This window comes from Cellulomonas sp. zg-ZUI22 (assembly GCF_017353535.1).
In the GTDB taxonomy this organism is placed as follows: Bacteria; Actinomycetota; Actinomycetes; order Actinomycetales; family Cellulomonadaceae; genus Cellulomonas; species Cellulomonas wangleii.
The window spans coordinates 813,170-838,519 of sequence record NZ_JAFMUZ010000001.1 but is presented as its reverse complement, the minus strand read 5'-3'; the positions used below and the strand labels follow the sequence as shown (position 1 = coordinate 838,519).

The 25,350-nt window shown below is 75.3% G+C and carries 26 protein-coding genes; 13 read left to right on the top strand and 13 right to left on the bottom strand.

Annotated elements, in window-relative coordinates:
* Window positions 1-48: 48 nt before the first annotated feature.
* Window positions 49-1,134 (bottom strand): CPBP family intramembrane glutamic endopeptidase, encoded by a 1,086-nt coding sequence (locus tag J1G43_RS03825; RefSeq protein ID WP_307859465.1) that lies wholly within the window; start codon window positions 1,132-1,134, stop codon window positions 49-51.
* A 148-nt stretch (window positions 1,135-1,282) separates the two neighbouring features.
* On the opposite strand from J1G43_RS03825, the gene J1G43_RS03820 reads away from it, so the two are divergent.
* Window positions 1,283-1,579 carry a DUF1905 domain-containing protein gene (locus J1G43_RS03820; RefSeq protein WP_207339519.1) on the top strand — a complete coding sequence of 99 codons (297 nt, stop codon included), beginning with the start codon at window positions 1,283-1,285 and terminating at the stop codon, window positions 1,577-1,579.
* A gap of 6 nt (window positions 1,580-1,585) precedes the next feature.
* On the opposite strand, the gene J1G43_RS03815 is transcribed toward J1G43_RS03820, so the two are convergent.
* Complete coding sequence (locus J1G43_RS03815; protein WP_249670639.1) at window positions 1,586-1,810, bottom strand: PLDc N-terminal domain-containing protein; 225 nt, start codon at window positions 1,808-1,810, stop codon at window positions 1,586-1,588.
* 135 nt (window positions 1,811-1,945) lie between these two features.
* On the opposite strand from J1G43_RS03815, the gene J1G43_RS03810 reads away from it, so the two are divergent.
* Entirely contained in the window at window positions 1,946-2,431 is a 486-nt protein-coding gene (locus J1G43_RS03810; protein WP_207377995.1) for a hypothetical protein, read from the top strand.
* A gap of 52 nt (window positions 2,432-2,483) precedes the next feature.
* On the opposite strand, the gene J1G43_RS03805 is transcribed toward J1G43_RS03810, so the two are convergent.
* Both J1G43_RS03805 and J1G43_RS03800 read right to left on the bottom strand, forming a co-directional pair.
* Window positions 2,484-3,533, bottom strand: coding sequence for a P1 family peptidase (locus J1G43_RS03805; RefSeq protein WP_207377994.1), 1,050 nt, complete (start codon window positions 3,531-3,533; stop codon window positions 2,484-2,486).
* Window positions 3,534-3,554: 21 nt separating this feature from the next.
* Window positions 3,555-5,447 carry a M48 family metallopeptidase gene (locus J1G43_RS03800; protein ID WP_207339523.1) on the bottom strand — a complete coding sequence of 631 codons (1,893 nt, stop codon included), beginning with the start codon at window positions 5,445-5,447 and terminating at the stop codon, window positions 3,555-3,557.
* Between the two features lie 315 nt (window positions 5,448-5,762).
* Between J1G43_RS03800 and J1G43_RS03795 the strand changes: the two genes are divergently transcribed.
* The 3 genes from J1G43_RS03795 (at window position 5,763) to J1G43_RS03785 (ending at window position 7,242) form a co-directional block, all read left to right on the top strand.
* Window positions 5,763-5,966, top strand: coding sequence for a cold-shock protein (locus J1G43_RS03795; RefSeq protein WP_089797961.1), 204 nt, complete (start codon window positions 5,763-5,765; stop codon window positions 5,964-5,966).
* A 179-nt stretch (window positions 5,967-6,145) separates the two neighbouring features.
* Window positions 6,146-6,523: a PadR family transcriptional regulator gene (locus J1G43_RS03790; RefSeq protein WP_207339524.1), complete on the top strand. Its 378-nt coding sequence runs from the start codon at window positions 6,146-6,148 to the stop codon at window positions 6,521-6,523.
* Window positions 6,520-7,242, top strand: a complete 723-nt coding sequence (locus J1G43_RS03785; protein WP_207377993.1) for a hypothetical protein — start codon at window positions 6,520-6,522, stop codon at window positions 7,240-7,242. Before J1G43_RS03790 ends, J1G43_RS03785 begins: the two co-directional genes overlap by 4 nt.
* A gap of 37 nt (window positions 7,243-7,279) precedes the next feature.
* Here the strand turns inward: J1G43_RS03785 and J1G43_RS03780 are convergent, their stop codons facing one another.
* From J1G43_RS03780 to J1G43_RS03770, 3 genes are read right to left on the bottom strand one after another with little or no spacing between them, the layout of a single operon-like run.
* Window positions 7,280-8,587, bottom strand: a complete 1,308-nt coding sequence (locus J1G43_RS03780; RefSeq protein ID WP_207377992.1) for a lysophospholipid acyltransferase family protein — start codon at window positions 8,585-8,587, stop codon at window positions 7,280-7,282.
* The gene (locus J1G43_RS03775) at window positions 8,584-9,519 is read right to left on the bottom strand and encodes a phosphatidate cytidylyltransferase (RefSeq protein ID WP_207339526.1); all 936 of its coding nucleotides are present in this window, start codon (window positions 9,517-9,519) and stop codon (window positions 8,584-8,586) included. The genes J1G43_RS03780 and J1G43_RS03775 overlap by 4 nt, the downstream gene beginning before the upstream one ends.
* Window positions 9,516-10,121, bottom strand: coding sequence for a CDP-alcohol phosphatidyltransferase family protein (locus J1G43_RS03770; protein WP_207339527.1), 606 nt, complete (start codon window positions 10,119-10,121; stop codon window positions 9,516-9,518). Before J1G43_RS03770 ends, J1G43_RS03775 begins: the two co-directional genes overlap by 4 nt.
* A gap of 127 nt (window positions 10,122-10,248) precedes the next feature.
* Here J1G43_RS03770 and J1G43_RS03765 point away from each other — a divergent pair, with 127 nt between their 5' ends.
* Together J1G43_RS03765 and J1G43_RS03760 are read left to right on the top strand one after the other, a co-directional pair.
* Window positions 10,249-10,542 (top strand): type II toxin-antitoxin system VapB family antitoxin, encoded by a 294-nt coding sequence (locus tag J1G43_RS03765; protein ID WP_207339528.1) that lies wholly within the window; start codon window positions 10,249-10,251, stop codon window positions 10,540-10,542.
* 34 nt (window positions 10,543-10,576) lie between these two features.
* Window positions 10,577-11,242 (top strand): LytR C-terminal domain-containing protein, encoded by a 666-nt coding sequence (locus tag J1G43_RS03760; RefSeq protein ID WP_207377991.1) that lies wholly within the window; start codon window positions 10,577-10,579, stop codon window positions 11,240-11,242.
* Between the two features lie 76 nt (window positions 11,243-11,318).
* On the opposite strand, the gene J1G43_RS03755 is transcribed toward J1G43_RS03760, so the two are convergent.
* Window positions 11,319-12,656, bottom strand: a complete 1,338-nt coding sequence (locus tag J1G43_RS03755) for a uracil-xanthine permease family protein (RefSeq protein WP_207339530.1) — start codon at window positions 12,654-12,656, stop codon at window positions 11,319-11,321.
* A 239-nt stretch (window positions 12,657-12,895) separates the two neighbouring features.
* Between J1G43_RS03755 and J1G43_RS03750 the strand changes: the two genes are divergently transcribed.
* A complete protein-coding gene (locus J1G43_RS03750) occupies window positions 12,896-14,308 on the top strand; it encodes a glycosyltransferase 87 family protein (RefSeq protein WP_307859464.1) in 1,413 nt (470 codons plus the stop codon).
* Here J1G43_RS03750 and J1G43_RS03745 read toward each other — a convergent pair.
* The 4 genes from J1G43_RS03745 to J1G43_RS03730 all read right to left on the bottom strand — a co-directional run bounded on the left by J1G43_RS03745 (window position 14,264) and on the right by J1G43_RS03730 (window position 20,301).
* Window positions 14,264-16,345: a glycosyl hydrolase gene (locus J1G43_RS03745; protein ID WP_242635194.1), complete on the bottom strand. Its 2,082-nt coding sequence runs from the start codon at window positions 16,343-16,345 to the stop codon at window positions 14,264-14,266. The two genes, J1G43_RS03750 and J1G43_RS03745, sit on opposite strands and share 45 nt — an antisense overlap.
* 44 nt (window positions 16,346-16,389) lie before the next feature.
* Window positions 16,390-17,121, bottom strand: a complete 732-nt coding sequence (locus tag J1G43_RS03740) for an HlyD family efflux transporter periplasmic adaptor subunit (protein ID WP_207339532.1) — start codon at window positions 17,119-17,121, stop codon at window positions 16,390-16,392.
* Window positions 17,122-17,136: 15 nt separating this feature from the next.
* Complete coding sequence (locus J1G43_RS03735; protein WP_207377989.1) at window positions 17,137-18,966, bottom strand: glycosyltransferase; 1,830 nt, start codon at window positions 18,964-18,966, stop codon at window positions 17,137-17,139.
* A 381-nt stretch (window positions 18,967-19,347) separates the two neighbouring features.
* Window positions 19,348-20,301, bottom strand: a complete 954-nt coding sequence (locus J1G43_RS03730) for an LLM class F420-dependent oxidoreductase (RefSeq protein WP_207377988.1) — start codon at window positions 20,299-20,301, stop codon at window positions 19,348-19,350.
* An 83-nt stretch (window positions 20,302-20,384) separates the two neighbouring features.
* Here J1G43_RS03730 and J1G43_RS03725 point away from each other — a divergent pair, with 83 nt between their 5' ends.
* On the top strand, window positions 20,385-20,579 hold the full coding sequence (locus J1G43_RS03725; RefSeq protein ID WP_207339535.1) for a hypothetical protein: 195 nt from the start codon (window positions 20,385-20,387) through the stop codon (window positions 20,577-20,579).
* Between the two features lie 57 nt (window positions 20,580-20,636).
* Window positions 20,637-21,284, top strand: a complete 648-nt coding sequence (locus J1G43_RS03720; RefSeq protein ID WP_207339536.1) for a DUF1684 domain-containing protein — start codon at window positions 20,637-20,639, stop codon at window positions 21,282-21,284.
* Window positions 21,285-21,306: 22 nt separating this feature from the next.
* On the opposite strand, the gene J1G43_RS03715 is transcribed toward J1G43_RS03720, so the two are convergent.
* Complete coding sequence (locus J1G43_RS03715; RefSeq protein ID WP_207377987.1) at window positions 21,307-22,260, bottom strand: Fpg/Nei family DNA glycosylase; 954 nt, start codon at window positions 22,258-22,260, stop codon at window positions 21,307-21,309.
* Between the two features lie 105 nt (window positions 22,261-22,365).
* Here J1G43_RS03715 and J1G43_RS03710 point away from each other — a divergent pair, with 105 nt between their 5' ends.
* The 3 genes from J1G43_RS03710 (at window position 22,366) to J1G43_RS03700 (ending at window position 25,299) form a co-directional block, all read left to right on the top strand.
* Window positions 22,366-23,238, top strand: a complete 873-nt coding sequence (locus J1G43_RS03710) for a tyrosine-protein phosphatase (RefSeq protein ID WP_307859463.1) — start codon at window positions 22,366-22,368, stop codon at window positions 23,236-23,238.
* 376 nt (window positions 23,239-23,614) lie between these two features.
* A complete protein-coding gene (locus tag J1G43_RS03705) occupies window positions 23,615-24,619 on the top strand; it encodes a methionine ABC transporter ATP-binding protein (RefSeq protein WP_207377986.1) in 1,005 nt (334 codons plus the stop codon).
* Window positions 24,619-25,299 carry a methionine ABC transporter permease gene (locus J1G43_RS03700; RefSeq protein WP_207339540.1) on the top strand — a complete coding sequence of 227 codons (681 nt, stop codon included), beginning with the start codon at window positions 24,619-24,621 and terminating at the stop codon, window positions 25,297-25,299. The genes J1G43_RS03705 and J1G43_RS03700 overlap by 1 nt, the downstream gene beginning before the upstream one ends.
* Window positions 25,300-25,350 lie beyond the last annotated feature (51 nt).

Here is a 25,350-nt window from a genome sequence, read left to right as displayed (position 1 = left end):
GCGGACGGCCGGCCCGTCGTCGCCGTGACGGCGGACCTGCCGCCGCCGTCAGACCGACGTGGGAGCGGTGGCCGGTGCCGGGCGGCGGGTGAGCTGCCCGGTGACGGCCAGCACCCCCACGACCACGGCGAGCACCCCCCAGCTGACGACGCCCAGCGGTCCGACGACCGCCATGTCCGGTGCGTCGCCGGCGGCCGAGAGCAGCAGCACCAGCCCGCCGACCGCGTTGAGCGCACCGTGCCCCACGACCGCCGGCCACAGCGACCCGCTGCGCAGCCGCAGCCACCCGAGCACCACACCCCAGGCGACGCACCCGCCGATCATGAGCAGCACGCCCGTGACGTCGGTGCGCCCGAAGTTGTAGCCCAGCAGGATCAGCGGCGAGTGCCACAGCCCCCAGACGACCCCGCTGACCAGCAGCGCGGGCCAGGTGCCCAGCGGCAGCAGCGCGGGCAGGAGCCAGCCCCGCCAGCCGACCTCCTCCCCCAGCGCGGCGACGCTGTTGACCAGCGCCCCCACCGGGATGGACACGAGCTGCAGGGCGACGAGCGCGCCCACCGGCGGCAGCACGCCACCCGGGGGCAGCGCGTCCTCGAGCTGCGCGGCGAAGCCCGAGAACGTCACGAGGTCCAGCTGGACGAGGCCGAGGGCGCCGGAGACGAGGGTGGTGGCGGCGACCAGCAGGATCGGGCCGACGACCGACAGGGCGACGAACCCGAGCGTCCGACCGGCGGGACGCAGCGGCCACACCCCGAGCGCGCGCAGCCGCTCCCGCGCGGGGACGCGCAGCGCCAGGGTCACCACCGCGACGGCCGCCGCCGGCGTCCACATCATGGCGACGGCCACGAGCGTCGTGAGGGGTGACGCGAGGCCGTCACCGAGCCACAGCGGCAGCGCGACGAGCCAGGCGAGCGCGCAGGCGACCACGACGAACACGGTCACCGCGGTCCACGGGACGCCAGCGGGCCACGGGTCGACGGGTGCGTCGGGTGCGTCGGGCGCGTCGGGTGCGTCGGGCGCGTCCGCGGTCCCGTCGGCCGTCGGCACGGGCGGGCCGACGTGCGTCGGGGGCGCGGCAGGGCCGGACGGCGGGCCGCCCGGTGCGGGCGGGGGCGTGGCGGGGTGGACGGTCACGAGGCGTTCCTCCCGGGTTGGTTACTTGTTCTATAAGTTATCAAACAGTGAGCACGGCGGCCACCCCGGCGATCGTCACCGACCGGTACGGCACCGCCCCCTGCCGGGCGGCGACGCTGTGCGGGCACCGCGCGGTACCGTCGCAGCCGTGCCGGAGTTCGAGGTCGACGTCCCGCTGTGGCGGTCGGAGAACGGGTCCTGGGTGTTCGGGTCCCTGCCCTTCGACGTCGCCGACGAGGTCGACGACGTGACCCGTGGCCGGCAGGGCGGGTTCGGCTCCGTGCGCGTCGAGGTCACCCTGGGCCCCACGACGTGGCGCACGTCCCTCTTCCCCGACAAGGGACGCGAGACGTTCGTGCTGCCGGTGAAGAAGGCCGTGCGGACCGCGGCGGGCGTCGAGCCCGGCGATGTGGTGCGCGTACGCCTCCGGCTCGTCGACGTGTGACGCGCGTCAGGACGCGGCACGGCCCTTCGCGAAGTACGCCAGCGGCCCCACCCAGTTGACGAGCAGCGCGAGCCCCCACGCGAGCTTGGGCCCGTTCACCTGGTCGGCCGGCCGCTTGACGAGGTCCCGGAACGCGGCCGCCGTCAGCGCCACCTGCGCGGCGCCCACCACGGCCGTCAGGCCGCGCTGCTTGCCGCTCATCTCACGCCACGTCGTCTTCTTCAGGGACACGTCGGACCTCCGGGGACGGGCGCACGAGCGCGCGGACGGCTGCAGGTCCATCGTGCCCTGCGCCCACGCACCGGCAACAGGCCCGGAGGTCACCGAGCCGCGCGCCGCCCGCCGCGCGCCCGTACCCTGACCGGCATGGAGCTCACCCTCGGTCTCGACGAGGCCCTCACGCTGGCCCGTGCCGCCGACGCGATCCCGTCCGCCGTGACCGACGTGCGCGGCGGCCCGCAGCGGGTGCAGGCGCAGGTGAAGGTGCACGAGCTGCCGGGCGTGCCCGGCGCGGTGCGCATGGCGACGCGGATGGCGGGGCCCGTCGACGTGCGGGTGGAGGACCGCGGGGTGGCGGACCGCACGTGGCGCGTCGCCGTGGTGGCGTCCCACCCCGTCCTGCGCATGGACCTCAGCGGGTTCGTCACCGAGGCGGTCCGCGGTCAGCTCGGCAAGCTGCCGGCGGGCGTGGCGACCGTGCACACGCAGGACGGTGCGACGGTCGTCGAGATCTCCCTCGACCGGCTGGGCCCGCTGGTCGGCGAGATGCTGCCCGCCGCACGCGGGGTGCGGCTGCGCGTCGACGACGTCACCCTGGGCGAGCGGCTGCGGCTGACGGCGACCGTCGGCTGACGGCACCGACCGACCGGCCGCACCCACCGACTCCCCGACCGCGCACCGGCGGTCACCCCGCCCAGCCCGGCAGGTCGACCGCCGGCGTGGTGGTGCGGGTCGCCGAGCGGACCGCGTCCGCGACCGCCCGCTCGACCACCGTCGCGGCCGCCGCCTGCACGGCCACGAGGGCGGCGACCCGCTCGGCGCGGCGATCGGGCAGCGCGACGGCCTGCGTCGCGAGCGCGAACACCGTGTCCCCGTCGGCGAGCGTGTGCACCGGGTCCAGCGCCCGCGCGAGGCCGTCGTGCGCGGCCGACGCCGTGCGGGTGGTCTCGGCGGGGTCCAGCGCGGCGTCGGTGGCGACGACGACCAGCGTCGTGTTCAGCGGCGCGCCGGACGCCGGGGCCCCGCCGGCGCCCGGCCCGACCCGGCCCGCGGCGGGGTCGAGCGCACCCCCGGGCGGCACCGCCGGCGGCCCCAGCCCGGTGGGCGCCCCCGCGGCGTTGACGACGACGAGGGCGCCCACGACCACCCCGCCACCCGGTCCGTCGGGCAGCCGCACGGACGCCGTGCCCACGCCGCCCTTGTAGGCGGCACCCGCGATCGCGGCACCGGTGCCGGCGCCCACGCAGCCGCGCGCCACCGGGGCGTGGTCCCCGAGCGCGAACGCCGCCCCGGCCGCCTCGTACCCCATCTCCGCGGTGGGCAGCGCGCGGAAGTCCCCGCCGCGTCCCAGGTCGAACACCGCGGCCGCCGGCACGATCGGCACGACGTGCCCGGGCGGGTCGGGCGTCACCGGGAACCCGCGACCCCGCTCGGCGCACCAGCGCATCGCACCGTGCGCACTGACCAGCCCGAACGCGCTGCCGCCCGTGAGCACGACGGCGTCGACCGTGGGCACGAGCGTGGTGGGGTCGAGCGCGTCGGTCTCGTGCGTGCCGGGCCCGCCCCCGCGCACGTCGACGCCCCCCACCGTGCCGGGCGGCGGCAGCACGACCGTGACCCCCGTGAGCCACCCGCCGCCGGTGCGGTGCGCGTGGCCGACACGCACGCCGGGGACGTCGGAGATCGCGTCGCCGGCACCGCGGGGCGCCTGGGGTCGGGGCGTCGTCGCGCTCATCCCCTCAGCGTCGCACCGGGCTCAGGTCCCCGCAGCCTCCGGGTGGCGGACGGCGGTCAGCGAGGACAGGTGACCGAGCAGGACGGTCTGCGAGTCCTTGGTGAGGTACTCCCCCGCCAGCCGCTCCTTGAGCTCCAGGTGCGTGCCGTCGTGCAGGTCGACGGTGGCGCGCAGCGGGAACGGCCGCTGCACGGTCGCCTCCCGGACGTCCTCGTAGGGCACGTACCGGTGGACGGCCGCGAGGACGTGCACGGGCTGCGACTGCAGGATGCCGATCAGCCGGGCCTTGCCGCCGTCCGTCTTCTTGGGGCACGGCAGCAGCACCAGCCCGCGGTCGAGCACCAGGACGTCGTGCGGGGCGCCGCCGACCGTCATGTTCGACAGTCCCGCGACGACCGAGGCGCCGTGGGCGGTGGCGGTGTCGTGCACCTGGCCGACGGCGTGCGCGTCGACCCCGAGTCCCGCGAGCCAGGCCCGCACGTGCTCGACGCCACCGGGCACCGCGGCCGACCGTGCCCAGGCCGCCAGGTCGATGCGGTCCCCCTCGCGGTCGCACAGCGTGGCGGGCCCCGCCCAGTCCAGCCGCCAGCGGGCGGCTCCGCCGGCGACGAGCGCCGCGGCCAGGACGGTCTCGAGGACGCCCGCGAGCGGGTGCGGGGCGGGCTGCCCGGGCGCGACGGGCTCCGGCTCGTGCGTGTCGACGCCGAGCTCGCGGGCGAGCTGGTCGTTGCGCCCCTGCGCGACGAGGTCGAGGACGGTGCCCAGGGACGCGCGGGGCACGCCCGCCAGCCTGGCCGCCGTGCGGTGGACGCCGTCGGCGGCACGCTGCTTCTCGATGGCGACACCGGTCGCCACGAGCTCGTCCCAGGGCAGCCGCTGCCGGTCCTCGACGGCCAGGTACTGGTCGGCGAGGTGGGCGGCGAGCGCGTCGAGGTGGGGCACCAGCACGGTGGCGGGCCGAGCGTCGGGCACGTGCGGGACGTCCGCCAGCCGCTCCATCGCCAGCACGCGCACCCCCGTCGGGGGGTGGCTGTCCCAGCGGCTGCGGGTCTCGTCGACCGGACCCGTCCGCAGCGACGCCAGCTCGTCGGAGCGCGCCGCGAGCAGCCGGCCGAACCCGCCGTAGAAGCCCTCGGACGTCGGGGCCAGACCCGCGTCCCAGCCGATGTCGACGTAGGCGCCCAGGTAGAACCGCCAGGCCAGGTCGAGGACCTCGGTCTCGCGCAGCGCCGACTGGGCGGTCGCACGGCCCACGGCGGTGACCATCAGGGCGTCGGCGGCCAGCTCCTGGCGACGGCCCGTGGCCGCGGACACCAGCAGGTAGAGCTTGCCGTACTGGCGCAGCAGCCAGCCGGGCAGCGAGCCCGACAGCTGGGCCAACGTCTGCCCGATGACGGCGCGCCCGCGGTGCACCACGACGGACAGCCGCGTGTCGTCGTGCGCGTAGTGCCCCATCTCGTGCGCGAGGACGGCGCGCACCTGGTCCACGGTGAGCCCCTGCAGCAGGGGCACGCCGATCACCATGTGCCGCGTGCCCCCGACGAGGCCGAGCAGGCGTGCGTGCTCCATGACGCCGGCGTTGACGTCGGGTGCGAGGCGGATCTCGTCGGGAGCGCGGGTGCCGGTCAGCTCCGCGACCTCGTCGACCAGCGCCCAGAGCTCGGGCGCGTCGGCCCGCAGCAGCACGGGTCCGGCGGGGGTCCCGGGCCGCGCGCGGGCGACCTTCCACAGCGCGACGACGACGCCGACCATCGCGGCGATCGTGACGAAGCCGAGCTTGCCGCCCAGGACGCCGGCTCCCAGTCGGAACGCCTGGACCGTCAGTGCGGCCAGGCCTCCCAGCACGAGCAGCGCGACGACGTAGAACCCGGCCAGTGTCAGGACCGCGACGGCGGCGCGCAGTCTGGTGCTCATCGGTGCCTCCCGGGCTCCTCCGGGGAGCCCCTGCGCCCCGTCGCGCGGAGCGTAGCGGCGCCGGACCCCTGCGCGCGGACGATTCGTCACCCGGATGTGGAGGGCGTGTGGCCGCGGCGTGGCCGCGGTGTCCGGGTCGCGCAACGTGACGTAGACCGCCTGGGCGAAACCCTCGCGCAGACCGGTGACCTCCCGCTAGTCTGTCGGTCGTAGTCGCAGTGCATAGCTTGTCCACGTTCTCCGGAGCGGACGACGGCCACCGTGATTCACCGGCCCCGGTCGTCGGGTCCGTAGTAACCGCATGAGGAGAATGACGTGCCCACTGGCATCGTGAAGTGGTTCAACGCTGAGAAGGGCTTCGGCTTCATCGCCCCCGAGGACGGCGGCCCGGACGTCTTCGTCCACTACTCGGCCATCCAGACGCAGGGCTACCGCTCGCTCGAGGAGAACCAGCGCGTGCAGTTCGACGTGCAGGCCGGCCCCAAGGGTCCGCAGGCCTCCAACGTCGCGCCTGCCTGAGCCACACAGCTCACCGAGCCCTGAGGGGCTCACGCGAAGGGCGTCCCGACCACTGGTCGGGGCGCCCTTTCGCCGTTCCGGGGCAGAAGACGCCCCGGCGGGACCGTCCGCCATCACCGGTGCCACGGATCTCGACCACATGGTTGTGCGCCTATCTAGTTAGGCGTACTGTCTAGCCCATGCCCCGACACGCCCCACCCCCCGACCCCGAGGCTCCCGGCGACCCCTGGCCCGGCGAGTGGCTGCGGGGGGTGCTGTCGCTGTGCGCGCTGCGCGTCCTGGCGGACGGCCCCACCTACGGCTACGACATCGCCCAGCGGCTCGCGGCCGCCGGCCTGGGTGACATCAAGGGCGGCACGCTCTACCCGCTGCTCGGGCGGCTGCACGCGGCGGGCCTCCTCGACGAGGAGTGGCGACAGGGTGACGGCGGACCCGGGCGCAAGTACTACGCGCTCACCGCCGCCGGGCGCACCCACCTGCACCACGAGGGCGCGCGCTGGGCGCGCTTCGCCCACCTCACCGAGACGTTCGTGACCGACCAGGAGGCCCACCGATGAGCAGCGACAGCACCTACCTCGCACCGCACGTGACGCCCACCTGGCGCGACGCCTTCGTCCTCGAGCTGCGCCTGCGGGACGTGCGCGGCGACGCGATCGGCGACGCCCTCGCGGAGGTCGACGCGCACTGCGCCGACTCCGGGCAGGACGCGGCCACGGCGTTCGGCGACCCCGCCGGGTACGCCCGCGGGCTGGCCGACGTGCTGCCCACCCACCGCCGCACGCCGGCGCGGGACGTCGTCGCGGTCGTGCTCCAGACCGCCGGTGTCATGGGGACCGTGTGGTCGGTGCCGCCGTGGCTGCGCGGCGAGCCCCTGACCGCGTCGACCGGGCCGGTCGTGACCGCGGTCCTGTGCCTCGTGGTCGCGGTCGTGCTCTGCCTCGCGCCCGCCCGTCCGCTCGGGTGGTTCGCACGGGCACGGTGGTGGCAGGCGGCGCTCGCCGGGGCCGCAGCGACCGTCGCGGTCGTCGCCCCGGGGGCGCTGCTGCCGAACGCGCCGCTGACGGCGCCCTCCGCGCCGCTCGCCGCGGCGAGCATCCTGCTGCTGGCGGTGGGCGCTGCCGCCCTGTTCCTGGACGGCACCCTGAGCGACGACGTCCGCGGCCCGGGCGACGCCGCACCCCGCCGTCACCCGCGTCTGCGCGCGGCCCTGCTGAGCACCGCCCTGCCGGCGGTCGCGCTGCTCGTCGCCGGCGGGCTCGCGCTGCTCCCGCTCTGACGCACCGGGACGGGCCTGCCGCACCGGTGCCGGACCCTCAGCGGCTCCAGCGCCGGACGACCAGCCCCAGCCCCACCGCGAACGTCGCCCCCGCGATCCCCAGGTACGCGCCGTAGGACCGGCGCAGCAGCGGGGCACCGGCGCCCGACGCGGCGGCGACAGCACCGCCGACGGCGAGGGAGCGCGCGCCCCGGGCACCCAGGGCGTGCAGCGCCAGCGGCGCGGCGGGCACGTGCGCGGCGCCCGCCTCCGCGGCGTACACCTTGACCGGCACGCCGTTGAGCGCCTGCTGCCAGATCCCGCGCGCACCGGCCGTCGCCAGGTCCCGGGCGGCACGCTCGCGCATCGCCCGCGTCGTCAGCGGGGCCGGCGGTCGGTGCCCGCGCTCGGTGAGCGCCCGGGTCACGAGCACACCGGCCACGGACCCGACGGCCAGGCACGCCGCGGCGGGGACGACCCGGCGCGGGTGCGCCGCCGCCACCAGCACCAGGTACATCTCCGAGGTCACGGGCAGGCTCACCGCCTCCGCGAAGCCCCACACGACCGCGCCGACCATGCCGCCGGGACCGGACATCACGCCGCGCAGCACGCGCCACGTCGCGGAGCGCGACGGGACCGGCGGACCGGCCGCCAGCATCCCCTCGATCTGCGCGACCAGCGGCTTCATGTCCGTCAGCGTGTGCGGGTCGACGGGGTGCCCGACGCGCACCTCGACCGGGCCGGGCGTGAGCCGCCCCTTCTTGGCCAGCAGCTCGTGCGTCCCGACGATCGCCACGGGCAGGATCGGCACGTCGAACTCCTGGGCGATCCGCAGCGCACCGCTGCGGAACCGACCCAGCCGGCCGTCGGTGGAGCGCGTGCCCTCGGGGAAGACGAACAGGCTCGACCCGCTGCCCAGCACCTGCGTCGCGCCCTCGATCAGCGACTCGTACCCGCCCCCGCCCTTGCGGCGCACCGGGACGGCCCCGATCGCGATCTGCAGGAGCCGCGCCTTCCAGGCCGCGTCGAACCAGTAGTCGCCCGCGGCGACGACCACCGGCTTGTAGGGCGCCGGGAACGCGGCGAGCAGCGCCGGGGTGTCCGCGTGCGACGAGTGGTTGGCGACCACGACCATCGGCTCGTACGGCGCCGCACCGACGACCCGGAACCCGCCGACGAGGTGGAACGCGCTGCGCCACGCCAGGTGCCGGAGCGCGCCCGCCACGTTGAACCCGGGCGGCAGGCCCACCCGGCGACGCAGCCGACGGAACGCCTCGGCCGGGGCGTGCCCGTGGTGGCCACCGGTACCGGTGGCCACGCCGGGCACCGCCTCCGGCCCGTCGGTCCGGGGCTCGTCGGCGCTCATGCCAGCACCCACGCCAGCGGCAGGACCAGCAGCAACGAGTCCACGCGGTCGAGGAGCCCACCGAACCCGGGCAGCCACGTGCCCGCGTCCTTGACTCCCGCACGCCGTTTCACCATCGACTCCACCAGGTCACCTCCCACACCACCGAGGACCACCGCCACGACCAGGCCGGCGGAGAACGCACCGAGGACGAGCAGCACGATCGTCCCACCCACGGCGGCCCCCACCAGACCACCGACGGTCTTGTTGGGGCTGAGCGGCGACAACGGGCGCCGGGCCCACGCGAACCGCCTGAGCCCCTGCCCCCCGCACCACGCGGCGACGTCGGTCGCCGCCGCGGCGAAGCACAGCAGGAACGCGTCGGACCCGACCAGCACGAGGTGCGCGAGCGACCAGCACAACCAGATGGAGCCGAACGCGGCACCGGTCGCGCGCTCGACGCCCCGGTCGGCGTCCCCGACGAGGACGGCGGGCACGGCGCACAGCAGCGCCACCAGCGGGACCAGCGCCAGCAGCCCGGGGTCGAGCCACGCGGCCAGGGGGTAGGCGACGGCCAGCACGAGCAGGAGGGCGGTCTCGGGGCGTGGCAGGCGGGTCATCGCCGCGAACTCGCGGACCGCCTGCAGCGCGAGCAGCGCCGCCAGCAGCGCGGTCGGCCCGGGTCCCAGCCACATCGGGATCCCGATGACCGGCAGGATCAGCGCCCACGTGGTCCAGCGTCGCCGCAGCTCGGGCCGGCGGGAGGCCAGCACGGGCACCGCGGCGACCGCGAGGATCGCGGCGGTGAGGACGAGCAGGAAGACCGCGCGCCCGTCGAGGTCGAGGTGCCAGGACCCGAGCCGCAGGTCGAGGGCGTACGCGGTGCGGTCCAGACCGGTCCACGCCGCGAGCGGGTCGAGGACGCCCGGCCGTTGCGTCGGCTCGACGCTCACGCGACGCCCGGCGCGTGACGGATGCGGCGCGCCCGCACGACGGCCGTCAGGACCGATCCGACCACGACGACGACGGCCACGACCGTCAGCAGCGCGGGCACGGCGGCCCCCACCACGGCGAGCAGGCAGCGCTCCGTCTTGCCGAGGGGGCCACCGTTCAGCCGCGGCGCACCCGCACCGGCGCCGGCCAGCGAGACGAACGTCGGCAGCGTCGCGGCGACCGTGGCCACGAGCACCCAGGCCAGGGGCGTCAGACCCGCGACGGGGTCACCACCCGTCCGCGCCGCGAGCACCGCCAGCCCCGCGAACATCAGCAGGTCCGACGCGCGGTCGCCGAGCTCGTTGAGCACGAACCCCCAGGGCCGCGACACCCCGCGGGCGCGGGCCACCGCACCGTCGAGGTTGGCACCGGCGAGCCGGACCGCCAGCAGCACGAGGGCGGGCAGCCACCACCCCAGGGCCAGCGCGACGCCCGCGAGCGCCGCACCGGCGACCCCGGCCGCGGTGAAGACGTCGGGTGTCGTCCCGCGTGCCACGGCGCGGTCCACGACGAGGCGCAGCCGCCGGGTGTACCAGGGCTTCAGCGCGTACAGCGACGGCATGTCGGCGACTGTACCCACCGGCAGGGCGGGCACCGGGTGCCGCGCGCGGCCGTCACCCCCGGCGTGCGTGTGATCCCTGGGCGGACCGTCCCGGGTCGGACGCCGACCACCCCCTACACTCGGGCCCGTGATCTTCAAGGCGGTGGGCGAGGGGCGCCCGTACCCGGACCACGGGCTGACGACGCCCGCGCAGTGGGCGGACGTGCCACCGCGTCAGGTGCGGCTCGACGAGCTGGTCACGACCAAGCGGAACCTCGACCTCGACGCGCTGCTGGCGGAGGACTCGACGTTCTACGGCGACCTCTTCGCCCACGTCGTGGAGTACAAGGGGATCCTGTACCTCGAGGACGGCCTGCACCGCGCGGTGCGCGCCGCCCTCCACCAGCGGGCCCTGCTGCACGCGCGGGTGCTGGTGCTGTGACCGCGGGCCGGGGTCGACGGAAGGGCGGGGTCTCGTGAGCGACCAGGACCGTGCGCGCGCGCTGCGGCGCCGGCACATGCACGAGCGGCAGGCCGTGGTGTTCGGCGTGCTGCTCGCCGGCCTGGCGGTGTCCGGTCTCGGCGCGGCCGCGCTGTACACCGACAGCCTGTCGCTGCCCTTCCTCGAGCGTGAGTTCACGGCGCTGCCGACGGAGGCCGCGGAGGACGTCCGGACGTACTGCCCGCCGGAGGGCGCCCTTCCCGTGGCGACGAACCAGATCACGGTCGACGTCTACAACGGAGCGGGCATCGACGGCCTCGCGGGCCAGGCCGCGTCCCTGCTGACGGAGCGCGGCTTCGTCATCGGGCAGACGGAGAACGCGGCGAAGGTCAGCGGTGTCGGGCGCATCATCTACGGCGTCGCCGGCAGCGCGGCGGCGTACACCCTGCAGGCGTACGTGCCCGACGCGGTCCTGACGCCCGACACCCGGCAGGACGCCCTCGTCGACCTCGTGGTCGGCAGCGAGTTCGTCGGGCTCGCGCCGCAGGAGGAGGTCCTCCTGGACCCGGCCACGCCGCTCGTCGGGCCCGCGGGCTGCATCCCGTTCCAGGAGTTCGCCGACGCTGCGGCCGAGCAGGCCGCGGCCGAGCAGCCGGCGGCCGAGCAGCCCGCCGCGGAGCAGCCCGCCGCCGAGGGCTGACGCCCCAGCCCGGGGCGGTACCGGGCGCGGCGCACCGCCCCGAGGGCCGCCCGTCGCAGCCCTCGGGGCGAGGGCGTCAGCGGGTCAGCTCGTCGCCGCCCGGGACGGACGCCGGCGTGGCCGGCTCGTCGTGCGTGCCGCGCCACCGGGCGACCGCCCGCATGAGGTGGTAGAGCCCGATCGCCACGGCCGTGCCGATCGCGATGCCCTCGAACCGCAGGTCGCCGACGTCCCAGGTGAAGTTGGCGATGCCCACGATGAGGGCGACGGCGGCCGGCATCAGGTTGACCGGTGCCGAGAAGTCGACGCGGTTCTGCACCCAGATCCGGGCGCCGAGCAGGCCGATCATGCCGTAGAGCACCGTGGCCGCACCGCCGAGCACACCGGCCGGGATGGTCGCGACGACGGCGCCGAACTTGGGCGACAGGGCCAGCACGAGCGCGGTCGCGGCGGCCACCCAGTAGGCGGCGGTGGAGTAGACGCGCGAGGCGGCCATCACGCCGATGTTCTCGGCGTACGTCGTGGTGCCGGACCCGCCGCCGGTGCCGGCGAGCGTCGTGGCCAGGCCGTCGGCCATGAGGGCACGGCCGACCAGCGGGTCGAGGTCCTTGCCGGTCATCGCCGCGACGGACTTCACGTGGCCCACGTTCTCGGCCACGAGGACCAGCACGACGGGCAGGAACAGGCCGAGCACCGACCAGTCCACCGTGGGGGTGACGAACGGTGGCAGGCCGATCCAGGCGGCCTCGCGCACCGCGGCGAGGTCGACCTCGCCGCGCACGAGCGCCACGGCGTACCCGACGAGCACCCCGACGAGGATCGACAGCCGGCCCAGCAACCCGCGGAACAGCACGGTGACCAGCACGATCGCGAGCAGCGTGACGGTCGCCGTCACCGGGGCGGCCCGGAACCCCGAGCAGGTCCCGTCGGCCTCGCAGGACCCCCACGCCGCAGGCGCGAGGTTCAGCCCGATGAGCGCCACGATGGTGCCGGTGACGACCGGTGGCATCAGGGCGTCGATCCACCGCGTCCCCGCCAGGTGCGCGACGATGCCGACCGCGAGCAGGGCCAGACCGGTCACCAGGATGCCGCCGACCGCCACGGACTCGCCCCCGGTGGCGGTGGCGGCGGTGACCGGCGCGATGAAGGCGAAGCTCGACCCCAGGTAGCTGGGCAGCCGGTTGCGCGTCACGAGCAGGAACAGCGCGGTGCCCAACGCCGAGAAGAACAGCGTGGTCTGCGGGGAGAACCCCGTGATGAGCGGGACGAGGAACGTCGCCCCGAACATGGCGACCACGTGCTGCATGCCGATGCTGACGGTGCGCCCCCAGGCGAGTCGCTCCTCGGGCGCCACCACCTCACCGGGCAGGACGGTCCGCCCGTCCCCGTGCACGGTCCAGCCCCAGCTGCTCATGTCCGCTCCCTCTCCCGTGGTGGTGCCGACGCGAGGGTAGCGACGCCACGCGCTGCGCAGCAGGGACCGACGTCCGCGGTGGCGGCCCTCGCGACGGCCCGCGTCGACGGTCTCGCCCGACGGTCCCGGGTGAGACGCCGGTCCGCGCACCGGCGTTGTCCGAAACATTACGGTCTCGTGCTGCGGGCGGACCTCCCGTACCGTGGTCCAGCAGCGCTCACCGACCCGGGAGAACCTCCGTGACGACAGCCCCGGGCTCCGACGCGCCCGCCGCCGCACAGCCTCCCGCGGTCGGCGCCGACCCGGCCGCCGCCGACCCGGCCGCACCGGCACCGTCCGCGGCGCCCCGCGCACCCCGCCTGGTGCGGGACGCGCTGGTGTGGCTGTTCTTCGTGGCCGTGCACGTGTGGGGCGCCCACCTGGGTGCCGGGCCGATGGCGGGGGCGTACACCGACGTCGAGCTGTACCGCTGGTGGGTGCAGACGGGCCTGGACTCCGGGCAGTGGCCGGTGCTGGACGGGGCGTGGGTGTACCCCGCGGGGGCGGTGCTGCCGATGCTGGTCCCCGCGGTGGTGAGCACCACGTCGACCCTGGCGTACACGCTCGGGTGGTGCGCGCTGGTGACCGTCCTCGACGCCGTGGCGGTCGCGCTGCTGCTGCGGCGGCGCGCGGGCCGCCTCGCGGCGTCCTGGTGGATCGCGTTCCTGCTGCTGCTCGGCCCGGTCGCCATGGGGCGGCTCGACGCGGTGGTCGCCCCGATGTCGGTGATCGCGCTGCTGGTGGCGCTGACGCACCCGCGCACGTCCGCCGTGCTGGTCACCGCCGCCGCCTGGATCAAGGTCTCGCCGGGCGCTGCGATCATCCCGTTGCTGCTGGCGGCCCGCCGGCCGTGGCGGGACGTCGTCGAGCCGGCGGTGCTGGTGTGCGCCGTGGTGGTCGGCACGGTCGTCGCGCTGGGCGGCGGGGACGAGGTGCTGTCGTTCGTGCGCACGCAGGGCGAGCGCGGGCTGCAGGTGGAGTCCGTGGCCGCGACCGGCTGGCTCGTGGCCGGGCTGTGGACGCCGACGATCCGCCGCGAGTTCAACCCCGACATCATCTCGGTCGAGGTCTACGGGCCGGGTACGCAGGCCGCGGCCGACACGCTCGGTGCGGTCCTGCCGATCGCGGTGCTGCTGACGACGGCGCTGCTGTGGTGGCGTCGCCGGCGCGAGGGGCAGCGCCTGTGGTCCGACGACGCCGTGCGCGCCGACCTCGTGGTGCGTGGCACGTTCGCGCTGACGCTCGTGCTCATCGTCGCCAACAAGGTGGGCAGCCCGCAGTTCATCTCCTGGCTGGCGCCGCCGGTGGCGGTGGCCCTGGCGCTCGGGCTGCCGCGGTGGCGCCCCACGGCTGTGGCCGTGGCGGTCGTCGCGGGTGCGACCCAGTGGGTCTACCCGTGGTACTACCCGCTCGTGATGGGTGGGCAGCCGCTGAGCACGATGGTGCTGGTGGGGCGCAACGTCGCCCTCGTCGTGCTGCTCGTCGTCACGCTGGTGCACCTCGCACGCGTCCCGCGGGCGCCCTCGGTGGCCGGAGCGGGTCCGGCCACCGAGGTCGCACCGGACCCGTCAGGCGCCGTGGGCGGCGAGCCAGGCGAGCAGGTACGCGCGTGAGCTGCCGTCGTCGATCGACGTGTCCGGCAGGTCGATCGCGTCCTGCCAGGCGGCCGCGGCGTCCTCCGGGCCGGCCAGCGCCCGGTACATCAGCAGGTAGTCGCCGAACATGACGTCCGGGCCGTCGGGCGACGCCTCCTCGACCGCCGCCCGGATGGTCTCCGGGTCGACGTCGACGGCCAGGTAGTCGGACACCGGGCCCATCGGGATGAGCAGGATCCCCAGCATCGCGCTGGGCTCGGCGCTGAACCACGTGGCCCAGTCACGCTTGCCGCCCCAGTTGAGCGCGACGACCCGGTGCTCGAAGCCGTCCATGACGGGGTCGTCGAGGTCGGGGTCGGTCCAGTAGTCGCGGGCCGACGCGGCCTCGGTGGACGCGAGCCACGTCGCCTGGGTCAGCAGGTCGTCCTGGCCGGACGCCTGCGCCCACAGCCCGACACCGTTCCACGCGTTGACGGCCTCCGACGCGGACTCCTGGTTGTTGCCGTCGGCGAACGGCGACGTGCCCGACGCCCACGCGTGGCCCGCGTAGGGGTCGAACGTGCGCAGCTGCGGCAGCTCGTCGGACGGCTGCGCGGCGGCGATGTCGACCGCGAGCGCGTCCATGACGGGAGCCACGTCCTCGACCAGGTCGGGGTCGTCGGCACCCAGCAGGCCCGCGGCCGACAGCAGGTACCCGTAGTGGAAGTGGTGGTCGTTGAGCTCCTCGGACCCGAAGGACGGGGTCCGACCGATCACGGACCGGGCGGCCTCGTCGTAGACGAAGCACCGGGCGGGGCGCTCGTCGCAGCCGGCGGGCTCGGACCACTCCCGCAGCGCGTCCGACACCCGGGTGCGCAGGTCGGCCACCAGGTCGTCGGCGCCGAGCTGCTCGCCCAGCACCACGAGGGTCGCGGCGCGGTACAGGTGCTTGCCGCCGAAGTACGTGTCGGAGGCGAACGGCTGCGTCCCGGCGACGTCCTTCTCGAGCTGCGCGAGCACCGCGTCGCGGCGCTCCGCCGGGATCCCGTCGAGGTCGAGCGCACCGGTGGGGCGCAGCGTCGGGGCGTACGAGGTGAGCGTCGAGCCCGCGCACAGCTCCAGGGTGCCGTGCACGCTGCGGTAGGTCCCCAGGCCGCACCCCTCGCGGTCCGGCTGGCTGCCGGTGGTGTGGTGCCGCATGAGCACGTACGCGGTGGGCGTCGACCCCGCGGTGCGGTAGGTGAGCGTCGTGCGCGCCACGTCGTCGCCGACGCCGTAGGTCACGTCCACACCCACCACGGGGTCGACGGCGGCGGCGGCGAGCACCTCGGCGGCGTCGTCGGACGCGTCGTCGGGCAGCGCGTACCAGGCGGCCGTCGCGCCCGCCGGGAGCACGAGCGTGCCGTCGGCGAGCGACCCGGCCGAGGCCGCCAGGCCCCAGGTGGTGCCGCCGACCTCGGCGGTGGCGACGCCGTCGGTGAGGGCGTCGAACCCGTCACCCACGACGACCTCGACGTCCGCCGCCGCGGTGAACGACACGAACGGTGAGCCCGCGGCGACGGTGACGTCACCGAGCGCCTCGCCGCCGGCGTCGAGCAGGCGGGTGGTCACCGCGACGGGGTCCGCCGCGACGACCTGGGAGGACGCGGCCCCCACGTCGACGGTGACCGCCGGCACGTGCGGCCCGACGACGGCGCGGGCGCTGGTCACCGGGTCGGGCAGCCCGACGGTGAACCCGCCGGCGGTGAGACCGAAGGACAGCGGCAGCGGGAACACCGGCTGCGGCTCCTCACCGAACACCAGCCCCGAGTACCAGCGGTTCGACGGCGGTGCGAGCCCGTCGGCGAGCCGCACGGGATCGATCTTCGCGTCGGCGGCCTGCACGAGCGCGCCCGTCAGGGCGGCGGTGTCGACCTCCGGCGGCGCGGCGTCCGGTGGCCCCGTGACGGGGGCGTCGGGCGCACCGCCGTCGCCGGGGGCGCCGGCCGCGGGTGCGGCCCCTCCCCCGGACCACGGCCGTGCGACGAGCAGCGCGGCGACCAGGAGGGCAGCGACGAGCGCTCCGATGACGAGCATCCAGCGACCTCTCCCGGTGGCGGGCAGCACGGAGCGGGAGGCCGTCATCGCAGCAGCCCTTCGACGTAGGTGCGGACCTTGCCGGCGACGGTGGTCACCATGCCCTCGTTGGTCAGCTCGATCTGCGCGACCACCGGGGTGCCGGCGGACACCAGGCCGTTGTCGGACCCGTCCTTGAGCGCCTCGGAGGTCATGCGCACGACCGCCTGGGCCTCGCCCGCGACGGTGGTGACCTCGACGCGCTCGACCGTGCCCTGCAGCGCGGTCTCGTTGGGCAGGGTGATGGTGACGTCCGCACCGTCGGGCAGCCGGGAGTACTCCTTGGCCGTCAGCGTGTACTCCCCCTGCACGTAGAGGGTGTCGGCGCGCTGCACGGTCGCGAGCGCCGAGGCCGACGGCACGAACGTGCCGCGCTGCCCGGTGACCTGCGTGAGGCGGCCGTCACCGCTCGCGAGCACGACCAGGCGGCCCTGCTCGTCGACCTGCGTGAACTCGGGGGGGTCCGAGACGAAGCCGTGCGCCAGGTCGTAGGTGAGGGCGGCGGAGTCGATGACGAAGAGCGGCTGGCCCTCGACGACGTCGTCGCCGACGTCGGCGAGCTGGTCGGCGACCAGCCCGGCGTACGGCGTGCCGACGGCGTAGGACTCGGCGAGGATCTGTGCCGAGGCGCTGGTGGCGCGGCCCCGGGTCTCGTTGAGGTGGTACGTCGCCAGGGCGGCGACGACGAGCACGAGGATCGTGCCCGCGAGCAGGCGGATGCGGCTGGCCCAGGTCATGGGATCACCTCTCGGTCAGCGGGGCGGGAAGTCGGTGCGCGGCTCGGTGGCCGCTGGGGCAGCGGGCGGCACGGCGGGCGCGCGGCGGCTGCGGGGGGTGGACGGGACGGCGGCGGGAGCCGCGGCGGGTTCGAGCTCGAGCGGGACGGCCTCGGCCACCTGCGTGGCGGCCCGGCGGGCGGCGACCATGTCGGCACGCCGCTGCGTGCGTGCCTCGGCACGGGCACGTCGGCCCTCGCGCCAGGCGGTGACGATGAAGCCGCCGAGGATGACGGTGTTGGTGGCGTTCCACGCCAGAGCCAGGGTGAAGACGCCCGACGTGTGGGTCTTCCACAGCGCCACGAGGGTCGTCACGAGCAGGAACTGGAACACCAGGACCTGCGGGAGCATGAACGCGAAGGGTGAGCGGTAGGCCCCCTTGCGCCCCGTGACGTGCCACGCCTGCTCACGGCGCAGCACGGCGTTCACCAGGGCGCGCACGTAGATGGGGAACGACACGGACGCCAGCAGCAGGACCTCCCACCGGAACGACCCGAGCGTGTAGAACGCGAGCAGGATCTGCATGACGTAGAAGCCCGCGTAGTACATCGCCCACATCGCCGGCGTCAGCGTGAGGTTCATCGGCGACAGGTCGAAGTAGATCTCGAGCGGCGGCACCAGCAGCAGGAGAAGCGGCGCGATGCCCGTGAGGTAGTGCGTGGCCGTCACGAAGTACGCGATGCGCTGGTCCATCGTGAGGTTGCGCTTCGGTGACAGCGGGTTGTGGGTGAGCATGATCTCGAACCCGCCGGTGGCCCAGCGCAGCTGCTGCTTGGTGTACGCCTCGACGGTCTCGGGGGTGTCGCCGACGGCGAGCGTCGTCGGGATGTAGACCGTGCGCCAGCCCTGCTCGTGCATCATCAGCGAGGTCCACACGTCCTCGGACTTCGAGTCGGTGTAGATGCCGCCGATCGAGTCGACGGCCGCGCGCCGGTAGATGACGTTGGTACCGACGCAGAAGGCGGCGTTGAACCGGTTACGGCCCGGCTGGACGTACCGGTAGAAGACCGCCTGCATGTACCCCGCGCCGCGGCTGATGACGGTGTCGAAGTTGCCGTACGTCTGCGGCGTCTGGACGAAGGCGACGTCCGACCCGGCGAAGAACGGCACGGTCTCGTGCAGGAACTCGGGCTTGGGCACGAAGTCCGCGTCCAGGACCACGAAGAAGTCGCCGTGCGTGAGGGACAGGGCGTGGTTGATGTTGCCGGCCTTGGCGCCACCGCTCGAGAGGCGGCGGACGTACCGGGCGCCGAGCTCGGCGGCCAGGTCGCGGACGTCGTCCGACCGGCCGTCGTCCAGCACCCAGGTGGCGTGCTTGCCCTGCATCCGCACGGCGGCCGACACGGTGCGGCGGATGGTGCCCAGGTCCTCGCCGTACGTCGTGATGAACACGTCGACGGCGAGCGGGCGGTCCTCGAGGTACATCTGCCAGCGCCACGGCTCGTCCTCCGCGCCCTCGCGCAGGATCTCCGCGAGGTCGTAGAGCCGCTCCTGGGCGTGGTGGAAGGCGAAGCCGCGCGGGTTCCAGCCCGACGACAGGACGGTCCACATCGCCAGCAGCCCGTGCAGGATGAGGATCGACTCGGCGGCCATGACCAGCGCGTACGGCAGCCAGTCGCCCCGGTTGCCGGGGTTCAGCAGGAAGACGGCGTAGACGAGGATGCCGGCCGCGGCCAGCAGGACCAGCAGCATGAGCGAGGGGCTCTGCGCGGCCTCGTTCTCGGGGGCACGCCGCGTGTGCGGCCGGGCCCGGGTGTCGTCCGTCCGCCGCGGGTCGAGGATCAGTCGGTCGAAGGTCGTGGCCACGTGCGCCCCCTGGGTGTCGTCGTGAGGTGCGACGACGTCCCCGGGATCGGGGCCGACGTCACGGTCGCGACGGCCTCGTTGGCGTCCGGTTCACGGTGACGCCGACCGGAACGTTCCCGATCGGGGGTTTCGTCCCCGTGGATGTGCTCGACCGTAGGAGCGTTGCGTCCCGGGAGTCACATCCGTCGGCGGCGCGGCTACGCCGATCGAGGGGTGTTGAAACGCTTCATGGCGGCGTGGGATCGCTCTCACCTGCGCGGACGCCCGGATATGTCCGTCCTGTGAACATTTGGGTCCCGACGGACCCGTCCCACCATCCGGACATTCCGGGCGGCCCCGCAGCGAGCCGCGGCGCCTCGGGCAGCGCGGGCCGGCGGTGCCTCAGGCCTGCGGCACGTGCGGTGCGACGGCCTCGGCCACCAGCTGCAGGTGCTCCAGGTCGGCCAGGTCCAGGACCTGCAGGTACACGCGCTCCACGCCCTGCTCGGCGAGCCACGTCAGCCGCTCGACGGCCTCGTCCGGGGTGCCCGCGACGCCGTGCTCCCGCAGCTCGGGCACCTCACGCCCGATCGCCTCGGCGCGACGCGCCAGCTGGGCCTCGTCCCGGCCCACGCACAGCACGAGCGCGACCGACTGCACCAGCGTCTGCGGGTCGCGGCCCACCTCGACGCACGCCTGCCGGATGTGGGCGATACGCCCGGGCACCGACGCGATCTCCGGGAACGACTGGTTGTACTCGGCGCCGAACCGCGCGGCCAGGCGCGGCGTGCGGGTCGGGCCGCCGCCGCCGACGATCACCGGGACGCCCGCACGCGACGGGTCCAGCGGCGAGCGCTGCACCGGCTTGGGCAGTGCCGGGGAGTCCGTGAGCGTGTAGTGCTCACCGTCGAAGGAGAAGGTCTCGCCCACCGGCGTGCCCCACAGGCCCGTGACGACCTCGAGCTGCTCGGTGAGCAGGCCGAACCGCTTGGCGGGGAAGGGGATGCCGTACGCGGCGTGCTCCTCGGCGAACCACCCGGCGCCGAGGCCCAGCTCCACGCGCCCGCCGGACATCTGGTCGACCTGCGCGACCTGGATCGCCAGCACCCCGGGGTACCGGAAGGTCGCGGACGACACGAGCGTCCCGAGCCGGATGCGACTCGTCTCGCGGGCGAGGCCGGCGAGGGTCGTCCACGCGTCGGTGGGACCGGGCAGGCCGTCGCCGTCACCCATCGCCAGGTAGTGGTCGGAGCGGAAGAAGGCGTCGAAGCCCAGGTCCTCGGTGGCGCGGGCGACCGCCAGGACGTCGTCGTACGTGGCCCCCTGCTGGGGCTCGGTGAAGATGCGCAGGTCCATCCCGCCACCCTGGCACGCGGACCCCGGTGGGTGCCGCCGCGGAGCGCGGACCGCACCCGGGCCCGGCGGGGTAGCGTCGCACCGTGCGCTGGTGGACGTCCGACCGCAGGCCGCAGGCCCTGCCGTGGCCCTCGCTGCTGCTGGTCACCGGCTGCGTGGTGCTCGTGCTCGTGTGCCTGGTCGCCGCCGTGCGGGGGCGACCCGCCGCGCTCGCACCGGCTGCCCTCGCCGGCCTGCTCGCGCTGCGCGAGGTCCGGCGCGTGGGGCGCACGCGCTGAGGGCGGGTCCACCGCGTTCGACGTGCGCGAGCCCGCCGGACTTGGGACGGTGGGGACGTGCACGCCGTCACCCCGCTCAGCGCCGCCCTGGACGTCACGGACTGGCGACGGCGCACGTCCCAGACGTACGCGGAGGTGCGGGCGCTGGCCGTGGAGGACCCGGCCGCCGCGCACGCCGTCTGGGTCCAGCAGCGCGACGAGCTGTTCGCGTTCCACCCCGCGTCCCCGCTGAGCCCCGACGCCCGCGCCGACTTCGCGGGCCTCGACGTCGCCCCGTACGACCCGCGGTACCGGTTCGAGGTCAGCGTCGAGCCGGCCGGTCCGCAGCGTCTCGACGTGGCGACCGGCACCGACGGCGTCGTGGGGTTCGACCGCGTCGGGACGGTGGTGCTGGGCGACCTCGGACGCCTCACGCTGTGGTCGCTGCGCGGGTACGGCGGCGGGCTGTTCCTGCCCGTGCGCGACGCGCTGGCCGGGCACGGCACGTTCGGCGGCGGCCGGTACGTGCTCGACACCATCAAGGGGGCGGACCTGGGGTGCGACCGGGTGGGCCGGCTGGTCGTCGACCTCAACTTCGCCTACAACCCGTCCTGCGCGTACGACCCGTCGTGGGCGTGCCCGCTGGCCACGCGCGCCAACACGCTCGCCGCGCCGGTGCCGGTGGGCGAGCGGACGCCGCCGCCCGAGGGGGCGCCGGGCGCCTGAGCCCGAGGGCCGCGCGGAGAGCTCAGACCTGGCAGACGGGGCACCGGTAGAGCTTGCGGGTCGCCATCTCCTCGACGACGACAGGGGTGCCGCACACCCGGCACGGCAGGCCGCCGCGGCCGTACACCCAGTGCCGCAGCGTCGGGTCGTGGCGGGCGGCCAGACGCCCCGCGTCGTCGAGGTCCTCGCGGGTCAGCATGACGCCGTCCCGGATGCCGTCGGCCAGCAGCACGGCCCAGTCCCGCCAGATCCCGCGGACCACCTCGGCCGGGACCCGCCGCCCGGGCGTCCAGGGGTCCACCCGGGCACGGAACAGCAGCTCGGCCCGGTAGATGTTGCCGATCCCGGCCACCACGGCCTGGTCCATCAGCAGCTGCCCCACGGCCACCTGACGGCGCGTCACCCGCTCGACGACGACCTCGCCCGCCTCGTCGAGGTCCGCGACGTCCTGCGGGTCCGGGCCCAGCCGTGCGCGGACGGCCGCCGCCTCGTCGGCCGTCAGCACCTCGCACGCCGACGGGCCGCGCAGGTCCGCGACGACCGACCCGGAGTCCAGGCGCACCCGCACCTGCCCCAGCGGGGGCGGCGGCCACGCGTCGTCCGCGGCGGCGTGCTCGGACTCGTCCTCCCCCAGGCGCAGGCGCCGCGTCGAGGGCTGGGCGTCCATGACGGACCCGGGCCGCACGCGCGGTGCCCCCAGGCTGCCGCGCACCCGCTCGCCCTCGCCCAGCGGGCTGACGTCGCCGTACAGGTCCCACGCGCCGTAGAGCCCCAGGTGGACGCGCAGCACGTCCGCGGTGTCGAAGGTGCAGAACAGCTGCTTGCCGACCGCCGTCGCCCCGGTCATCGTGCGGCCGTCCAGGCGCGCGGCGCCCGCGGCGAACCGCCCCTGGGGCGAGCTGACGGCCAGCGGCCGCCCGACGAGGTCGAGGGCGAGCTGGCACGCGACCCGATGAACGGTATGACCCTCCGGCACGGCCGCCACCCTACGACGGCTCCGTCCGGGACCACCCGTGCGGGCATGCGGACGAGGGCGCGGCAGGGGGTGTGCGCGGCACCGACGGTGTGCGAGGGTCGCGGGGTGGACGACGACGCGACGCTGCCCCCGCACCCGCCGACGACCCCGACGGGCGAGCCCGTGCCCGACGCCACCCACCGGGCCGCCGCCGACCCGCACAGCCTCCCGTCCGACACGGTCGCCAACCTGCGCGACGTCGGCGGACGTCCCACCGCGGACGGCGGGCGGGTGCGCCGCGGCCTGGTCCTGCGGTCCGCGGAGCTGCGCTCCGCCGCCGTCGCCGACGACCCGGTCGTCACCCGCCTCGGGGTGCGCACGGTCGTGGACCTGCGGACCGCGGCCGAGCGGGCCGCCGCCCCCGACGTCCTGCCGCCGGGTGCGCGGGGCGTGCACGCCGACGTCCTGCAGGTCACGACGCAGGCCCCGGCGGCGGACCTGGGCGAGCTGCTGCGCCGGCCGCAGGAGGCGTCGCAGTTCCTGGCGGCGCTGGACCCCGCGGCCCAGATGCGGCGCACGTACGTCGACCTGGTCGTCGGGGAGTCCGGGCGCACGGGGTACGCCACGTTGCTGCGCCGGTTCCTCGACCCCGGGGCCGCGCCGGTGCTGTACCACTGCACCGCGGGCAAGGACCGCACGGGGTGGGCGACGACCGTGCTCCTGCTGGCGGTGGGCGCCGACGAGGCCGTCGCACGCGAGGAGTACCTGGCCGTGAACCCGGCGGTGCGGGCGATGTACGCACCGCTGCTGCAGGGGTTCGCGGACGTCGGGGGCGACCCGGAGCTGCTGGTCCCGCTGCTGGAGGTGCGCGAGGACTACCTGGACGCGGCGTTCGGTGCGGTCGCCGAGCACTTCGGGTCGTTCGGGGGGTACCTGCGCGACGGGCTCGGGCTCACGGACACCGAGGTCGCGGCGATGCGGGAGCGCCTCACCGCCTGAGGTGGTCCACGATCCGAGACGGTGACTACCGGCGTATGACGAACGGCCCGGTGCACGGCTCTGGCCTGCAGGAACACGTCACCGACCCGTCGTGCGCCCGCCTCCGCGTCGTCTCGATCCGTGAGACAACTTGGCCGCGCGCGGGCCGCGTGCTTCCATGACGACCATGGCCCCCCACGACACGCCCGCCCCGCGCACGGCCCTCGCCGTCGCCGCCGGCACGTGTCGTGGCCGAATGTGTCGCTGACCGCGGCCCCCTGCGCGCCCCGCGCGCTCCCCTGACCCGTCCCGCCGCCGACGCGCGCGCCGCGGGTCACCCCCACCCGCCGCCGACCGGCCACGTCCGTCGGCGCGGCGCGACCCCCGAGGACCTCCCGTGATCGAGCTGTCCGGCCTCCGCAAGGTCTACCCGTCACCCGGCGGTGACGTCGTCGCGCTCGACGGCATCGACCTGACCGTCGAGCGCGGCACGGTGCACGGCATCGTCGGACGGTCGGGCGCCGGCAAGTCCACGCTCATCCGGTGCCTGACCGGTCTCGAGCGACCGACCGCCGGCACCGTCACCGTCGACGGCGTCACCATCTCCGACCTGCCGGAGAACCGGCTGCGCACCGCCCGCCGCAAGACCGGGATGGTGTTCCAGCACGTCAACCTGCTCGACTCGCGCACCATCGCGGACAACGTGGCGTACCCGCTCGAGGTCGCGGGCGTGCGGCGGGCGCAGCGCGCCGCACGCGTGGCCGAGCTGCTCGACCTCGTCGACCTGGGCCACCGCGCGTCCGCCTACCCGGCACAGCTGTCCGGCGGGCAGAAGCAGCGCGTCGGCATCGCCCGCGCGCTGGCCACCGAGCCGGCCGTGCTGCTGTGCGACGAGCCGACGTCCGCGCTCGACGGCGAGACCACGCGGCAGATCCTCGGCCTGGTGCGCGACCTGCGCGACCGGCTGGGCATCACGGTCGTCGTCATCACCCACGAGCCGTCGGTCGTGCGCGAGACGTGCGACGCGGTCACGCTGCTCGAGCACGGGCGCATCGTGCAGTCCGGCGCCCTCGCGCAGGTCGTGACGCAGGTCGGCTCACCGCTGTCCCGCGCCCTGGTCCCGGTTCCCGACGTCCCGCCCGGCCGTCGACGCCGGCTGGTCGAGGCCGTCTTCGCGACCGACGCCGTCAGCACCGCCACCGCGTTCGGCGCCGTCGCGGGCCTGGGCGACGACGTGGAGGTGCTGTCCGCGACCGTCGAGCCGCTGGGTGCGCTGCGCGTGGGCCGCCTCCTCGTCGACACGCCGCAGGAGCGGACCGACGAGGTCGTGGCGCGGCTGCGCGCCGCCGGGCTCGACCCCCTCGCGGCACCCGCGGGCGACGCCGGGCAGGAGGTGGCGTGATGGGCGACCTGTGGACCGAGTTGACGACCAACCGCGTCATCACCGAGAAGCTGCCCGAGGCGACGCTCGAGACGCTGCAGATGGTGGGCCTGTCGGCGCTGATCACGGTGGTCGTCGGGCTGCCGCTCGGCCTGCTGCTGCGCTCCCTCGCGCCCGACGGTCTGCTGCCCCACCGCCCGCTGTCGGTGGTCCTCGGCTTCGTCGTCAACGTGCTGCGCTCGCTGCCGTTCATCATCCTCGCCGTCGCCGTGATCCCGGTGACCCGCGCGATCGTCGGGACGTCGCTCGGCTGGGAGGCCGCGGTCGTGCCGCTGAGCATCGGCACCATCCCGTTCTTCGCCCGCCTCGTCGAGACGGCCGTGCGGGACGTCGCACCGGGCAAGGTCGAGGCCGCGCGGGTCATGGGCTCCACGACGCCCAAGATCCTGCGGTCCGTGCTGGTGCGCGAGGCGCTGCCCGCCATCGTCTCGGGGTTCACCGTCACCGTCATCGCGCTCATCGGCTTCTCCGCGATGGTCGGCGCGATCGGGGGCGGCGGCCTGGGCTTCCTCGCCATCACGTACGGCTTCCAGCGCTTCGACCCCGTCGTCCTCTACACATCCGTCGTCGTGATCATCGTCCTGGTCACGGTCGTCCAGGTGGTCGGCGACGCCGTCGCGCGCCGCCTCGACCACCGGTGAGCGCGCCCGCCACGCCACCGGCCCGCCGCACGACCCGCGGCCCGCAGACCC